This window comes from Acinetobacter sp. S54 (assembly GCF_016624945.1).
Taxonomy (GTDB): domain Bacteria; phylum Pseudomonadota; class Gammaproteobacteria; order Pseudomonadales; family Moraxellaceae; genus Acinetobacter.
This window is the reverse complement of record NZ_JACVUI010000012.1, coordinates 1-15,971: the sequence shown is the minus strand read 5'-3', so window position 1 is coordinate 15,971 and position 15,971 is coordinate 1. Positions and strand designations below refer to the sequence as shown.

General features: G+C 37.6%; 14 protein-coding genes. 4 read left to right on the top strand and 10 right to left on the bottom strand.

The annotated features are described in order from the left end of the window. Nucleotides 1-10 precede the first annotated feature (10 nt). Nucleotides 11-1,204 (top strand): MFS transporter, encoded by a 1,194-nt coding sequence (locus IAE20_RS13710; protein WP_200482565.1) that lies wholly within the window; start codon nucleotides 11-13, stop codon nucleotides 1,202-1,204. Between the two features lie 2 nt (nucleotides 1,205-1,206). On the opposite strand, the gene IAE20_RS13705 is transcribed toward IAE20_RS13710, so the two are convergent. After that, nucleotides 1,207-1,857, bottom strand: a complete 651-nt coding sequence (locus tag IAE20_RS13705) for a hypothetical protein (protein ID WP_200482566.1) — start codon at nucleotides 1,855-1,857, stop codon at nucleotides 1,207-1,209. 203 nt (nucleotides 1,858-2,060) lie between these two features. On the opposite strand from IAE20_RS13705, the gene dusA reads away from it, so the two are divergent. From dusA to IAE20_RS13690, 3 genes are all read left to right on the top strand, one after another. Beyond that, a complete protein-coding gene (gene dusA / locus IAE20_RS13700; RefSeq protein WP_200482567.1) occupies nucleotides 2,061-3,065 on the top strand; it encodes a tRNA dihydrouridine(20/20a) synthase DusA in 1,005 nt (334 codons plus the stop codon). A gap of 169 nt (nucleotides 3,066-3,234) precedes the next feature. Further along, the gene (locus tag IAE20_RS13695; protein ID WP_200482568.1) at nucleotides 3,235-3,660 is read left to right on the top strand and encodes a hypothetical protein; all 426 of its coding nucleotides are present in this window, start codon (nucleotides 3,235-3,237) and stop codon (nucleotides 3,658-3,660) included. A gap of 177 nt (nucleotides 3,661-3,837) precedes the next feature. Then, nucleotides 3,838-4,317 (top strand): hypothetical protein, encoded by a 480-nt coding sequence (locus IAE20_RS13690; RefSeq protein WP_200482569.1) that lies wholly within the window; start codon nucleotides 3,838-3,840, stop codon nucleotides 4,315-4,317. A gap of 33 nt (nucleotides 4,318-4,350) precedes the next feature. Here the strand turns inward: IAE20_RS13690 and IAE20_RS13685 are convergent, their stop codons facing one another. The 9 genes from IAE20_RS13685 to IAE20_RS13645 all read right to left on the bottom strand — a co-directional run bounded on the left by IAE20_RS13685 (nucleotide 4,351) and on the right by IAE20_RS13645 (nucleotide 15,889). Then, nucleotides 4,351-5,121, bottom strand: coding sequence for a ThiF family adenylyltransferase (locus IAE20_RS13685; protein ID WP_200460639.1), 771 nt, complete (start codon nucleotides 5,119-5,121; stop codon nucleotides 4,351-4,353). 120 nt (nucleotides 5,122-5,241) lie between these two features. Then, nucleotides 5,242-7,998, bottom strand: a complete 2,757-nt coding sequence (gene acnA / locus IAE20_RS13680; RefSeq protein WP_200482570.1) for an aconitate hydratase AcnA — start codon at nucleotides 7,996-7,998, stop codon at nucleotides 5,242-5,244. Between the two features lie 118 nt (nucleotides 7,999-8,116). Then, nucleotides 8,117-8,938, bottom strand: a complete 822-nt coding sequence (locus tag IAE20_RS13675) for a TatD family hydrolase (RefSeq protein WP_200482571.1) — start codon at nucleotides 8,936-8,938, stop codon at nucleotides 8,117-8,119. Between the two features lie 3 nt (nucleotides 8,939-8,941). Next, entirely contained in the window at nucleotides 8,942-9,937 is a 996-nt protein-coding gene (locus IAE20_RS13670; protein ID WP_200482572.1) for an RsiV family protein, read from the bottom strand. A gap of 87 nt (nucleotides 9,938-10,024) precedes the next feature. Continuing rightward, nucleotides 10,025-10,843: a hypothetical protein gene (locus IAE20_RS13665; protein ID WP_200482573.1), complete on the bottom strand. Its 819-nt coding sequence runs from the start codon at nucleotides 10,841-10,843 to the stop codon at nucleotides 10,025-10,027. Between the two features lie 76 nt (nucleotides 10,844-10,919). After that, nucleotides 10,920-12,509 carry a peptide chain release factor 3 gene (locus IAE20_RS13660; RefSeq protein ID WP_200460644.1) on the bottom strand — a complete coding sequence of 530 codons (1,590 nt, stop codon included), beginning with the start codon at nucleotides 12,507-12,509 and terminating at the stop codon, nucleotides 10,920-10,922. A 681-nt stretch (nucleotides 12,510-13,190) separates the two neighbouring features. Then, nucleotides 13,191-14,129 carry a hypothetical protein gene (locus IAE20_RS13655; RefSeq protein ID WP_200482574.1) on the bottom strand — a complete coding sequence of 313 codons (939 nt, stop codon included), beginning with the start codon at nucleotides 14,127-14,129 and terminating at the stop codon, nucleotides 13,191-13,193. A gap of 108 nt (nucleotides 14,130-14,237) precedes the next feature. Continuing rightward, entirely contained in the window at nucleotides 14,238-15,176 is a 939-nt protein-coding gene (locus tag IAE20_RS13650; protein WP_200529624.1) for a hypothetical protein, read from the bottom strand. A 458-nt stretch (nucleotides 15,177-15,634) separates the two neighbouring features. Continuing rightward, nucleotides 15,635-15,889, bottom strand: a complete 255-nt coding sequence (locus tag IAE20_RS13645; RefSeq protein WP_200482575.1) for a hypothetical protein — start codon at nucleotides 15,887-15,889, stop codon at nucleotides 15,635-15,637. Nucleotides 15,890-15,971: the final 82 nt, after the last annotated feature.

Genomic DNA, 15,971 nt, shown 5'->3' with positions numbered 1-15,971 from the left:
AGAGCAAAACATGCAACACAACTCTGACATCAGCCAAAATAAAGCCCTGCTATGGTTGATGGCAATTGCCTGTGGCCTGTGTGCCGGCGCGAATTATTATTGTCAGCCATTAATTCATTCCATACAGGCTGATTTTGCAATACCAGAAGCTCAAGCGGCACTTACCGTGACCTTTGCCCAAGTTTCTTATGCACTTGGTCTGTTATTTATTGTTCCTTTAGGCGATGTCGTTAATAAAACCAAGTTCATTCCACTCTTAATGTTTTTGGCTGGTATCGGTTTATTGCTCTGTGGTTTTGCAGTTAACCTCCAGATGTTATGGGTCGGAACTATCATGGCAGGACTTTTTTCAGTGGCTGCACAAGTGCTTATTCCTTTGGCGACGATGGCCGTGAAACCCGAAAAAATAGGTGAAGTCGTTGGCTTCTTAATGAGTGGTTTACTGGTCGGTATTTTGCTTTCAACCAGTTTAGCTGGGTTGTTATCAAATTTATTTCACTGGAAAGTAATTTATTTGCTCAGCGCAGTACTGATGTTCTTCATCGCTTATTTACTTAAAGGCAGATTACCTTATGTCATGCGTTTTCAATTAAATTATGCGCAAATTTTCAACTCTATGCGCTATTTGCTGATTGAAGAAAAACGTTTGATTCTACGTGCTTTGGTTGGTGCTTGTGCTTTCGCTTCGATGAGTACCTTATTTTCTACAATGGCTCTTTTATTATCTTCCCCGCCATTTAATTTAAAAGACTTTATGATCGGCATTATCAGCCTGATTGGGGTATTTGGTGCATTATCAACGTCTTATGCAGGAAAACTGGCCGATCGCGGTTACACTCTTACACTGACTTGGGCGGGTTGTTTATTACTGGTCATCAGTTGGACATCTTTTTTCTTTGCCAAAATCTCCCTTATTTTTTATGTGATTGGGTTCGGCCTTATTAACTGGGGACTAGCACTGATTCATACGAGCAATCAGAATATTATTTTTAATTTACGCCCCGATGCTAAATCCCGCTTAAATGCCATTTATATGACTTTATATTTTGCTGGGGCGGCTAGTGGTTCGGCCATTGGTATCTTTGCCTGGCGACATGGCGGGTGGGTCATGACCTGTAGCGCTGGATTAGGGCTTACAATTTTTGCTGCATTGTTTGCATTCATCGATCGCATCTATTTTTCTCAAAAAAAGCAAAAAGTTTGATTTCAGGAAAACTGAACAATTGGAAAAAACTGGACACGCCCATCAAAGTCTTGGGCGTTTTCCAGCATAATATGCATAAAAACAGGTAATAATGCAGTCAAAATCTGGCAAGCAGAATCAATCAATTGGCGAAAAATCTGACTTTGATTCATCATGCCTCCAGAATTCATCTGCGTTTGCAACATGGCAATCCGTGAAAAAATGAAATTGAGAATTTCTGCCTCACTGGATTGCTGTATTGCATTTTTGAGTTGAGTTTTTTCTTGTAATCGATATTGTTGCCATTCGGCTTCATTAAGTTTCTGATGTTGAAACTGCCAAAAATGATAAGACAAATAAGGGCTTTCTAAAAAAGGTTGCATGGCTGAGTTTAGTTTGGAAGTAAGAGTACGCATAATTTTGCCCTCATGATCTAAATCGACTAATCGGTTCAAGAGTAGAAACAATTGCTGTAACTGCTGTGAATAATTTAATTCGATATCCTGGATATATAGAGTATTCAAGGCAATCCAGTTATAGAGCAGTTTTGCCTCTAGTTCATGCAGGATTTGACCGGCTTGTTTAACCCAACTCAAAGCTCGTTGTAATCTCAAATCCAACTCTGGAGAAAGTGATGACCGCTTTTCCTTAAAAACTTCTTCAAATACAAACATAGTTATTCCTATTATTGTCATTATGTTTCACAAACTTAACCTTAGCTTGAAGTTCACATGTGTTTCAATATTTTTGTCTTCATAGTCATTTTAAATTTTGGGAAGATAACACCAAGACGGAATCTGCTTATTTTTTGCTAGGGTCATTTGCCAAAAAAAAGTATACTGCAACACTTTCGCTTTAGCATGCTTTGGGTACGGACATGTCTTCAATTTTATCGTTAACACCACGCATTTCGGTTGCACCGATGATGGATTGGACTACAAAAGACTATCGTTTCTTCGCTCGGCTATTTAATCCAAATGTAGTGCTCTACACTGAAATGGTGACTACAGGGGCGATTATTCATGGGGATGCAAAACGCCATTTGGACTTTAATTCGCCAGAACATCCACTGGTTTTACAACTCGGTGGATCAAATCCTCAAGATCTGGCAACCTGCACAAAAATGGCGGAGGACTGGGGCTATGATGAAGTCAATCTGAATGTCGGATGTCCAAGTGACCGTGTTCAAAACAATAAAATTGGCGCTTGTCTAATGGCCGAACCCGATCTCGTTGCTGAATGTATTGGCCAAATGCAAAAAACTGTTTCTATTCCAGTGACAGTCAAACATCGTATCGGTATTGACGAAATGCAATCTTATGAAGAAATGCTGCATTTTGTAGATACAATCGCTGCCACGGGTTGTAGTCATTTTGTCGTGCATGCCCGCATCGCTATTTTGCAAGGTTTATCGCCTAAAGAAAACCGTGAAGTCCCTCCGTTACGCTATGAAGACGTGTACCGTTTAAAACGCGAACGTCCACATTTAACCATTGAAATTAACGGCGGTATCAAAACTTTTGCAGAAACACAGCACCATTTACAATATGTCGATGGCGTGATGATTGGCCGCGAAGCCTACCATAATCCTTATTTATTGGCTGAAATAGGCCAAATATGGAATTTAGTAGCACCTGATCGTTTTGAGATCATGCAACAAATGCTACCCTATATCGAACAACGTTTGGTTGAGGGTGCACCTCTTTCAATTATCACCCGACATATTTTAGGTTTATTTCAAAATCTTCCGGGTGCACGAAAATGGCGACAGGCTTTGAGTGGTGGTAATGCTAAATCATTAAGCGATATTGAACACGCATTATCCAATGTTCACGAAGTCCTTCAACGCTCAGAAGAATATCAGCAAGAACAGCTTATTTAAAAGAATTCAGTCTTTTTAGAGTATCATTTCACAAAAAGGCTGAGTTTTTTATATGACTATTCAAGTATATTTTTAGCATTAACATTTGATGAGATTTCACACTCAAAATAAATTAAATACGCATTAAAAATCAATTTTTAATGCGTATAACAATAAAGATATTAAAATCATGAGCAATTTTTTCTTCATTCTGGGCTTAATACTTTCTTTATTTTTACCTATTATTGTTCATATGTATTTTATTGATAGAAATAGAAGTATTTCTGAGCAAAAAAAGATCTCCTATTTAAGTGTATTGCCTGGATTTGCAATGCCATTTTTGTCGAGAGGCCTTCAACCTTCTTCAGAACTGATTCTGAGCAAAGAATGTGGGGTGGTTAAACAATATCGTTCTTACTCAACAAAACATAGTAAAAGCTTTGAACGTATTGCCATTTCGATGGATCAATCTGGCTATATTCGTTATTTTCTTTTTGATCAAAATTTACCCCGACTAAATAGCAATCAACCTATTTGTTTTGATTTATATGATCGGTTTAAAAATAAAAAATTAGCGGAATCACGTATTATTCGATATTATCCTAATAAAATTTAACCAACAAATACATTGATAATTAGATGATAAATCAATATATTTTTATAAATGTTTCAAAGTTGTGAAATATTATTACATTTCTTAAAACGCTTTTTAAGGTTCAGAGGATAGCATCACTCAGCCAAGCAAATACATTGTTATTGATATGTGTGAATGATGTAAGAACGAGTTTGAACGATGATTTATGACGGACAATTAGCAGATAGTTATCAAACACAGAATGCCCCTCAGATAAGTGTGAGTGAAAACAAGGAAAGATCAGCGCCTTTTTCTTTTTCATCAGATGGTTCACGTAGCCAAATCGATATTCATAAATTTATTGCGAAGTTAAAAAGTATCAGCGGTAGCTACAGTACAGCTAAGTGTGCCAAAAGTGTTCGCATAGCCTTGCAGTCTGCGGGTGCTAAAATCGTGACTCATCCCATTGCAGCGTCTGACTGGGGGGATACTCTGACCAAAATTGGCTATCGACAAATTCAGCCAGAGTTTGATCATCCACAAAAAGGTGATATTTATATTATCAAACGCACGCCAAATCATATCTATGGGCATATTGCAGGTTATAGCGGCAGTCAGTGGATTTCTGATTTTAAGCAGCAAAGTTATGATGTGTATAAAGATCGCAATGTAACTTATACTTATTATCGTCCTTTATAATTTAAAATCTTATAACGTGACTCGAAACGAAGCTTATTTAAGCTTCGTTTTTTTCATGTCCAGTTTTTTCAATACTTCAGCTACCGCAATCATACCAAAGCTAGAAGTTACGATTACAGCAGAACCATATCCCCCGCAGCGCAAACCAGCCGCAGCGCAAACATCCGCACTAGAGAAAGGGTTATCAATAGAATAAATACAGGTAATACCAAATTTTTCCTTTGGTTTTTTGCAAATACCTTGGGCTCGTAATTGACTACGCAATTTTGCCAACATCGGATCTTGTTCAGTTTTAGATAAATCAGCCACACGGATCTTAAGCGGATCAATTTTTCCGCCAGCACCGCCCGATACAATTAAAGTAAGTTTGTTAAAGCGGCAATGCAACATAAGGGCCAATTTAGCTTTGACGTCATCAATACAATCCAGAACCACATCAGGTTTTGACATAAGTATTTCAGCGACATTTTCAGGCGAAAGAAAATCATCAATCACATTGACTTGAATACGTGGATTAATCTGACGACAACGTTCTGCCATTACTTGCGCTTTTTCTTGCCCCAAAGTTGAAGATAATGCGGGTAATTGACGATTGATATTAGATGCCGCCAACACATCCATGTCCACCAATGTTAGTTGACCAATTCCTGTGCGTGCCAAAGCCTCAACTGCCCAACTGCCCACGCCACCAATTCCAATCACCATGACATGACTTTTTTCATAATGAAGAAACGCATCATCACCATAAATTTTGGCGACACCTGCAAAACGGCGGTCATATTCATCGGTTTGAAGATCAGTCATTACATCAAGTTTCACATTTTTTAGGCACGCTATTTTACTTGGTTTAATTTAAGAATGTTAGTGCCTGAATTTGACAAACGCCCTCATCCCAAGAAGAAGGCGTTTTAACGAGAGGGATGTTTATGCTGCAATCAAATTACGTAGTACATAGTGCAAAATACCACCTGCCTTGAAATATTCCACTTCATTTAATGTATCAATACGACATAACACTTTAAATGTATCGGTTGTACCATCTTCACGTTTAACCGTGATGTCTAGTGTTTGATGGGGCTGGATATCATCTGAAAGTCCTGAAATTGACAGTTGTTCTGTACCTGTTAGATTCAAGGTTTGACGATTTTGCCCATCAATAAACTGAAGGGGTAACACGCCCATACCGACTAGATTCGAACGATGAATTCGTTCAAAGCTTTCAGCAATTACAGCTTTCACACCCAAAAGATTGGTTCCTTTTGCCGCCCAGTCACGAGATGATCCCGTGCCATATTCTTTACCTGCAATAATCACCAATGGTGTTTTGTCGTCTTTATAACGCATCGCTGCATCGTAAATCGCCAGTTTTTCACCTGTTGGAATATAGAGGGTATTCCCTCCTTCTTCGCCACCAAGCATTTCATTTTTAATACGAATATTGGCAAATGTCCCGCGCATCATTACTTCATGATTACCACGACGCGAACCATAGGAATTAAAGTCTTGAGGTGCAATACCATGTTCTTGCAAATAACGGCCCGCTGGACTGTCTTTTTTAATATTACCGGCTGGAGAAATGTGGTCAGTCGTCACAGAATCACCCAATACCGCTAAAATTGATGCTGAATCAATGTTAGTAATGACTTCGGGTGGCTGATCAATTCCATCAAAAAATGGCGGGTGACGAATATAAGTTGAATCATCTGCCCATTCATAGGTTTTACTTTGAGGAATTTGAATCGATTTCCAGCTTTCATCTCCTTCAAACACAGCGACATATTCCTTATGGAACATTTCTGTATTTACTTTTTGCAAAACTTCTGCAATTTCTGCATTTGTTGGCCAGATATCTTTTAAATAAATATCCTGACCATTTTTACCCTGACCCAACGGTTCGGAGGTTAAATCCTTACGAATCGTACCTGCCAGACCATAAGCCACAACCAATGGAGGAGAAGCCAACCAATTGGTTTTGACCAATGGATGCACACGCCCTTCAAAGTTTCGGTTACCTGAAAGTACCGATGCAACGTTTAAATCAGCGCATTGAATCGCTTCTTCAATTGGATCTGGTAATGGTCCAGAATTCCCAATACAGGTGGTACAACCGTACCCGACAAGGTTATAACCCAACTCATCCAAATACGGTGTTAAACCCGCAGCAGCTAGATAATCGGTCACAACTTTAGAACCTGGTGCCAAAGAACTTTTTACCCATGGTTTACGTTGTAAGCCTTTTTCAATCGCTTTTTTAGCTAATAAACCCGCTGCTAACATGACACTTGGGTTAGAGGTATTTGTACATGAAGTAATTGCTGAAATCACCACATCTCCATGATTCAGCGTATACGTTTTACCTTCAATAGAACAACTGGCTGCTTCATTTGGAAGATTGGCTTTTTGTGCATCGACCGCCGTACCACCGCCGCCTTCATTTTCAAGACGTTCTTTTTCAGGTTTCGCTGCTTTTAAAGTCAAATCCATCACAGCCTGGAAAGTTTCAGGGACTTTAGCCAAGACCACACGATCCTGCGGACGTTTCGGCCCAGCCAGACTGGCTTCAACAGTCGCCATATCCAAGGTTAAAGTATCAGTAAAAACAGGTTCATCCCCTGCATGTCGCCATAAACCTTGTTCTTTACTATAAGCCTCAACTAGAGCAATACGTTCAGCTTTACGTCCTGTTAGACGCATATATTCAAGTGTAATTTCATCGATTGGAAAGAAACCACAAGTTGCACCATATTCAGGAGCCATATTGGCAATCGTTGCCCGATCTGCCAAAGGCAAGTCGGCCAAACCGTCCCCGTAGAATTCAACAAACTTACCCACCACACCTTTTTGACGCAACATTTGAGTAATTGTGAGAACTAAATCTGTTGCGGTGATTCCTTCTTTTAATTTTCCTGTGAGTTTAAACCCGATAACCTCTGGAATTAGCATCGAAATCGGTTGCCCCAACATGGCGGCTTCAGCTTCAATTCCACCTACACCCCAACCCAATACACCTAATCCATTAATCATTGTTGTATGCGAGTCGGTTCCCACCAGTGTATCTGGAAATGCAAAAGTTTGTCCCTGTTCATCTCCCGTCCATACAGCTTGTGCTAAATATTCCAGATTGACCTGATGGCAAATTCCCGTTCCCGGCGGCACAACACTAAAATTATTAAATGCAGACTGTCCCCAACGTAAAAATTGATAACGTTCCCCATTGCGCTGCATTTCAATTTCAACGTTTTCCTCAAATGCACGATCATTTGCAAAATGGTCGACCATTACCGAATGGTCAATCACCAGATCAACAGGAGATAGCGGGTTAATTTTCTCTGGATCTCCACCCGCCTTTGCCATTGCAGCGCGCATCGCTGCTAAATCAACCACGGCAGGAACACCGGTAAAATCTTGCATCAGTACTCGCGCTGGACGATATTGAATTTCCTGATCCGATGTTTTGGTCTTTTGCCATTCCACCAGTGCATGAATATGCGCAGCTGTCACGGTTTTATCGTCTTCAAAACGTAATAAATTTTCTAATAATACTTTTAAAGATTTGGGAAGCTTCTGAATATCACCCAACTGAGGATTGGCTTGTTGCAAACTAAAAATCTGATATTGAGCTGAACCGACATTGAGTGTTTTTAACGCATTAAAACTATTGATTTTACTGTAGCTGGCCATACGGCTATCCTCCGGTTTGGCTATGTTCTTTTAAAGTTTCATTGGCTCCTTTTACTTTATGCCACTTTTAAAGTCGGTATGTTTTCTTTTGGTTATACTTTTGAATGAGCTTGTTTTTTTATTGAACTAGCTTCAGTGCATTCAATGAATTTTCCCATACTTTTGCTGCCACAGTTTCTTCATTCATTCCTAAACTTGTGGCTAAACCCTGTAACACAAAAGGTAAGTTCACGGGTGTATTTCGGGTTCGATATTCTGTTGATTCTTGACAACATAACGGTGTCATATCTGGACAGTCCGTTTCTAACACCAAATGCTCAAGTCCAACTTCAGTGATCACTCGATGTAATTTTTTGGCATTTGGATTTGTAATTTGTCCTGTAATCCCTAGCTTGAACCCCAATTGAATAAATGCTTTGGCTTCTTCAATTCCCCCACTAAAAGCGTGGGCAATACCACCCAACTTAAAATGCTGGTGTTTTAAAATATGTAATACATCCGCATGTGCTTTACGGATATGTAACAGTACAGGTTTGTCATATTGTTTAGCTAAATTCAACTGATGAATAAAATATTGCTTTTGCTTTTGATAAATATCCGCCTGTTTATGCGGCGGCAAAAAAGTGTCTAAACCAATTTCCCCGATCGCAATACAAGATTGTTGTTTTAAGATTTGTTCAAGTCGTTCAAGATGCGCGGGTAAATGCTGTTCGATATAAAAAGGATGCAAACCGGGAGCCAAATAGCTGATGGGCGCATCCTGCAATTGGTTTAATTCATGCTGGATTTTCATTAAATCTGAAAATCTGGACTCAGTAAAACCAATCAAAATTAGTCTTTCCACACCCACTGCTTTGGCTTGATGCGCCAATTGATTTCGATCATGATCAAAATCTGGCACATCAAAATGCGTATGCGTATCAAACAAAGGAAAACGCATCACTTAACTCTGTGATTTAGTCGCTGGTTCAGAGGCAGCCTGAATATGTGGCACATATTCAGGTTTTAAAATACCAGACAGTTGATCAAACGGGATCATTAAACGTGGCAAGCCCGCTGAATAAGGTCCAATTTCATATTCAGCATATTGCAGAATCAAACCTTTCTCCCCTAGCAAGAAATTATCTGAGAGCTTAAATTTCCATGCCTGCTCATATTCATTAACATTATCGGCAAGTTTAGAATCTGTCACCCACACTTTGAAGGCCTCATGTGCTTTAGCTTCCAATGCTTTTCTTTGATTCGGTAATAGCAAATCATTGAGCTGTACTTGCTTTTGCTGTTTCAGATCAAAATTATAATATTGTTGTGCCGATGAACCATGCGCCCCCCCAAGATAACTACTGGTATTTAAGACAACCGTTGCGATTGGTTCTTGCGATTTTAAAATCGACGGTTTAATCATGATATTAATCTGATGATTAGCACTCAAAGCTTTTAGCTCTTTATCTAGCTCTACAAAAGATTGAACATAGGGTTCGATTTGTTGCTGCATTTTCTGATCGGCAGATAATGGCTCAGAACTAGAGGCATTTTCATGCAAATTTTTCTGATCTGTCTCTGGGGCAGAAGCAGCGTGTTCATTTTGATTAATCGTAGAAATATCAAGAATTTGTTTTAAGTTCTTTAAAATTTCCTGATCAATAATTTGATCAATAAATGGAAAATTACTCTGCAATCGCTCTACGACAAATTCTGGACAATTATTACCAGAACATTCGGGCAAATTCACTTTTAAACGCACGGCTGAACCATCTATTGCCAAAACCTGTGGTTGCACTTCTGAGGCCGCATTCTGCTTTTGATTAGCATCTTCAGGTTTAGACTTGGGTTGGCACGCAGTCAGTAACAACATGCTGACGGCAATGGTCAAAACAAGTTTTACGTTAGGTTGTTTTTTTTGTGGAGATGAAAACATAGAGCCTTTAGATTGCAACATCGTGATTGCCTAACAAAAAATAATTTTCAATTCATGCTAATGTAACTTGATCATACTTGACCAGTGTTGTCTAAATTTCAATACAGATTAAAACATTTTGTGATAAATTTCGGGCTGTAACACTGCTTTGGTTTGTGCTGTTGATAAATAAATATCAAATTGACCAGCCTGCTTGCTAATTTGGTTCGCGCGATAATGCAGCCCAATACCTTCACTATCGAAAAACCAGTCTGCCTGTCCCCAATACAGTTTTGCTGGAGCTTCAGCCTGTACGTCCGAAGACTGCTGCTTTAACCATTTTTGATAATGATCCTGTACAATCTGGTTCATATTGGTTTGCTGATTTTTCTGTAATATATCCAATATATTGACTTCTTTTTGCCTTTTACGATCAGCCACAAAGAAATAGTAACGATCTTTTACCGTCACTTCTTCTTGCTTAGAGTTTAATCCAATTTGTAATAACACATATTCATTGCGCTGTGATGCAATCCGCGTTGTCATATGTAATTCATAGGCCTGATTTCGCGAATATTGATCTTGCCATGTATCTGATTTGGCAATATAGGCATTAATGGCTTTTTGCAAATTTATTTTCTGATTTTGACCCACTTGAGCCTGCACCACATAAGCCAACTTTTGCTCAACCCATCCATTTAACCAACTGTCCTTGGTCTGAATACTTTGTAAATCAATATCAATACAGTTTTTCTTTTCACAAAAAGGCAAGGCATATTTAGCTTTACTTTCCTGAATATCAAGATAAGGTAAAATCTCTGTTTTTTCTTGTGCTAGCGCTGGTTTTTCATGTTCAGGTGTTTGATCATTTTTATTTTTTGTACAAGCACCCAGCATGGACAATGTCCCGATTAAACCGACCAGCAAGAGCTGTTTTGTCATCTGCATGATGCTTTCCCAAACCAATCCAAACGTCTACTTTAAAATAAAAAACAGCTTCCCGAAAGAAGCTGTTTAAGTCAATTTAGTGTTCTCGTGTATTACGGAACTCAATATCAGGCCAGCGCTCCTGCATAATTTGCAGGTTCACACGACTTGGGGCCAGATAAGTCAAATGCCCCCCACCATCCAGTGACAGTTGATCGTGGGCTTTTTTCTTAAAATCATTGAGTTTTTTATCGTCATCACAATAAATCCAGCGCACTGTATGGATGTTAACAGGCTCATAAATACAATCGACCTTGTACTCTTCTTTTAAGCGATACGCCACAACATCAAACTGCAGGACACCCACAGCACCCACGATTAAATCATTGCTGTTTTGTGGCATAAAGACTTGTGTTGCGCCTTCTTCAGACAACTCTTTTAAACCTTTTTGCAACTGTTTAGACTTGAGTGGATCACGCAAACGAACTCTACGGAACATTTCAGGAGCAAAGTGTGGAATCCCTGTGAAATGCAACTTTTCACCACTAGTAAAGGTGTCTCCAATCTGAATCGTACCGTGATTATGTAAACCGATAATATCCCCCGGCCAAGCCTCTTCTAAATGTTCACGCTCACCTGCAAGAAAAGTCAATGCATCAGAAATACGCACTTCTTTACCCAAACGTACATGATTCATCTTTAGACCTTTTTCATACTTACCTGAGCAAATACGCATAAAGGCAATACGGTCACGATGTTTAGGGTCCATATTGGCCTGAATTTTAAAGACAAAACCACTAAAACCTTCTTCAGTCGCTTCAACCGTACGTTCCTGAGTCGGATGGGCTTTAGGTTCAGGGGCCCATTGAATAAATGTATCGAGTACATGATCGACTGCAAAGTTACCTAAAGCAGTACCAAAAAGTACAGGTGTTTGCTTACCTTGTAGGAATAAATCACGATCCAAAGGTTCATTCGCCATTTGTACCAATTCTAGTGACTCTTCAAATGAAGCCCAAGCCAATTCACCGACTTTTTCACGAATATCCGCATAGTCATAACCATCACGCACGTCAATGTCCGTAATAGTAGAACCAAAACCCGCCTTATAAACATACAGTTTGTCTTCAAGAATATTGTAGACACCTGCAAAATCACGCCCCATACCCAATGGCCATGTGATTGGGACACAACGAATATTCAAAACGCTTTCAATTTCATCCAGAAGCTCTAGAGGCTCACGAATTTCACGGTCCATTTTGTTGACGAAAGAAATGATGGGAGTATCGCGCATACGACACACTTCCATCAATTTAATAGTACGTTCCTCCACCCCTTTCGCACCATCAATTACCATAAGCGCTGAATCAACCGCCGTTAAAGTACGATAGGTATCTTCCGAGAAATCTTCGTGTCCTGGCGTATCCAGTAAGTTGATAGTGTGTTTTTTATAAGGGAACTGCATTACGGAAGTGGTAATGGAAATTCCACGTTCTTTTTCCATTTCCATCCAGTCAGAAGTTGCCGCACGGTCAGATTTACGGCTTTTCACCATACCTGCAACCTGAATTGCCTTACCCCATAACAGGAGTTTCTCTGTCATGGTGGTTTTACCCGCATCGGGGTGGGAAATGATGGCAAAGGTTCTACGCGCATTAACTTCTTGCGCTAATTGATCTTTAAACATGTATAAATCTTCATATTGAACATCTTTGCGATAACAATATTTATTACGCAGATGTAAGAAAAGCTAAAATTGGCGCAATTGTAGCAGATTTAGATAAGATTTTAGTGATTGTTGATAGGCCTAAATTTAGCCAAAAGCCCTAAAAAATACTTATCTTTTAATCTGTGCCTCTATTTAGGATGCTTTGGTTTATCTGGAAAAGGACGCTCAATAAAGTTAGCTTTTATTGCAAGGATTAAGATAATTCTGCGAAAAGGTTGCGCCATGAGATAAGCCTAGTAAACACATTGATTATGTTAAATTATATTTTCTCTGCCCCCCCAAAAAATCAAATGTTAAACATGATCACCCTCTTGTAGCGTGGCTTGATCGGTCGTTAAAGAACTTTAAATCGTATAGAAAATCATTTGTAAAATAAACTCTAGATAAAGGTGCAAAATTAGTCTGATCTCTACTCGCCTGAAAAACATCTTAAATCTTAATGAGCTCTTTGGTTCTATTAAATTAAACTTTTAACAAGAATATTAGCAAAATTGGATTCCATATTATCAGGATTAAGGTGTGTCATCTTCTTCATTCATCGGGGGCATCCTCAGGTTTGGTTATTTCACCCTATAAATAATAACTAATGATTTGATATATATTTGGAATAGTACTCATGTTATTTTCCTATTAATTAATTTACTTTTTTTCTACAATGGTGCCACAGGCAGTGATAGATATTTCTTGCTTCATATTTTTTTTATACACTGGTTTCCTTAGACCACCTGCACTCCAAAGTAGTCCATATTTTTGTACTTGCTGGGGTTGATTTAACAATGAATCAGCGTATAAATCTGATACATAGAAGTCATCAATTATTACCCCATCAATTTGATCTAAACGTAATTCAGGCTCCGGTGTAATACCAATTTCCCCTCGACGATAGGCTGCATATTTTTCTGGATGCCTACTAATATTCGTAAGATTGTTACCTACAAATGGGGTCCATCTTTTGATTTCTTGTTGATCACAACATCTCTGATTTATACTATACCTTGATATTTTGTAGTGCTTGGCATCGATCTGTTGCAGTGTAGATAATGGATAAATATCTAAGTTAACGCCACTTCCTTCTCTCGTTATTATTGAATAATTTTCAGGCAGTGATCTTAGATATTCGATATTGATGCTGTTATCATCGCTCCATAATGTCACAAAACCCTTATTAGATTGATTAATATAACAACGTTGACGGTCACGTAGACATTCACGTCTACCAATGTATTCTGGAATTGAACCGATTGCGATGATGCCCAAATTTTCTTTCCACGATTTATTAAAATCAGCCTGTGTCATCAGATCGATGACTTTTTCCTCATTTGAAAGATCATATTTTGATATTCCTACAATGCTAAAATTATAGTCATCATAATGTTTAGATCGGCTTTGCAAATGATGAACAATCAAATTCACACGTATATTTTTTAACTTTTCTTTATCACTTAAAAACTTCCCTTCTGCTGTACAATATCCTCTTCTTTCATTATATTCCTCATACTGCAAAATAATAAATTCGACGACTAAATAGGTTAGTAATATCAAAACACTAACAAGAATAACCTTATGTGATAGCTTCATTACTTTATTCCTAATAATCTTCTGATTTTTTATTTTCCATAAAAACACCATAATAAAATTTCAAATATCGTTTGGATTGTACTCATTTTAATTTTCCTATTAATTAATTTACTTTTTTTCTACAATGGTGCCACAGGCAGTGATAGATATTTCTTGCTTCATATTTTTTTTATACACTGGTTTCCTTAGACCACCTGCACTCCAAAGTAGTCCATATTTTTGTACTTGCTGGGGTTGATCTAACAATGAATCAGCGTATAAATCTGATACATAGAAGTCATCAATTATTACCCCATCAATTTGATCTAAACGTAATTCAGGCTCCGGTGTAATACCAATTTCCCCAAGGCGGTATGCTGCTGTCTTCGCAGGGTCACTATTATTAACAAGATTGTTACCTATAAATGGGGTTCGTCTTTTGATTTCTTGTTGATCACAACATCTCTGATTTATACTATACCTTGATATTTTGTAGTGCTTGGCATCGATCTGTTGCAGTGTAGATAATGGATAAATGTCTAAGTCAACACCACTTCCTTCTCTCATTATTATTGAATAATTTTCAGGCAGTGATCTTAGATATTCGATATTGATGTTGTTATCATCGTTCCACAAACTCGGCAAACCGTTACGAGCTTTACTAAAGTCATAACAACGTCGAGGATCGCGTAGGCATATACGTCTATCGATATATTCTGGAATTGAACCGATTGCGATGATGCCCAAATTTTCTTTCCACGATTTATTAAAATCAGCCTGTGTCATCAGATCGATGACTTTTTCCTCATTTGAAAGATCATATTTTGATATTCCTACAATGCTAAAATTATAGTCATCATAATGTTTAGATCGGCTTTGCAAATGATGAACAATCAAATTCACACGTATATTTTTTAACTTTTCTTTATCACTTAAAAACTTCCCTTCTGCTGTACAATATCCTCTTCTTTCATTATATTCCTCATACTGCAAAATAATAAATTCGACGACTAAATAGGTTAGTAATATCAAAACACTAACAAGAATAACCTTATGTGATAGCTTCATTACTTTATTCCTAATAATCTTCTGATTTTTTATTTTCCATAAAAATACCATAATAAAATTTCAAATATCGTTTGGATTGCACTCATTTTAATTTTCCTTTGTTACTATTGATTCGCTTTAAATACTTATTTTTACATCATTTAACTATATGTATTAATCCATTAAGAATAAAGCCATTTTTATTAAAAAATTTGATTTATAGTATCATAAATATTGATGTGCTTAATATTTTCATATTTTCTTCGCTAAAAACCATCTCGAACAATTACATGTTAATTCTACACACCCAATAAAGAATATTTTTCCTAAAAGGACACTTTTTCCTTTAAAATTTCCAATTGATAAGGCAATTTATAGAGCATTACAAAGAAATTTAATTTAATTAGTTTCATTCTATTTCTGTTCAAATATGCTTAAGAATAATAAACTTAAGTAATTTACTATTATTTTTTATTTAATCACATTTTTTTTGAAAATAATATATTTGATCTAATTTTTTCTACTTCATTAAATATCGAACTACATCCTACATTGGCTTTTATTGGGTCACGTAACCACAATACTGTCGGATCTGTAGATGTATAGCCGTAATCACTTTTTAGTAAATCGGCTAATGTTGCATAAATAACATAATAGCCAATTTGCCCATTTCGCACCTGTATACGTAAGGTAGAAATTTGATCCATGTGTACTTGGCTGAGTTTAGTTAACATAGTGTATCTCCTTCACTTGTTCATTTAAAATTTTTAATGCAGTTAAACAAACATCTAAATATTGATTATCTGTAATTTTTTT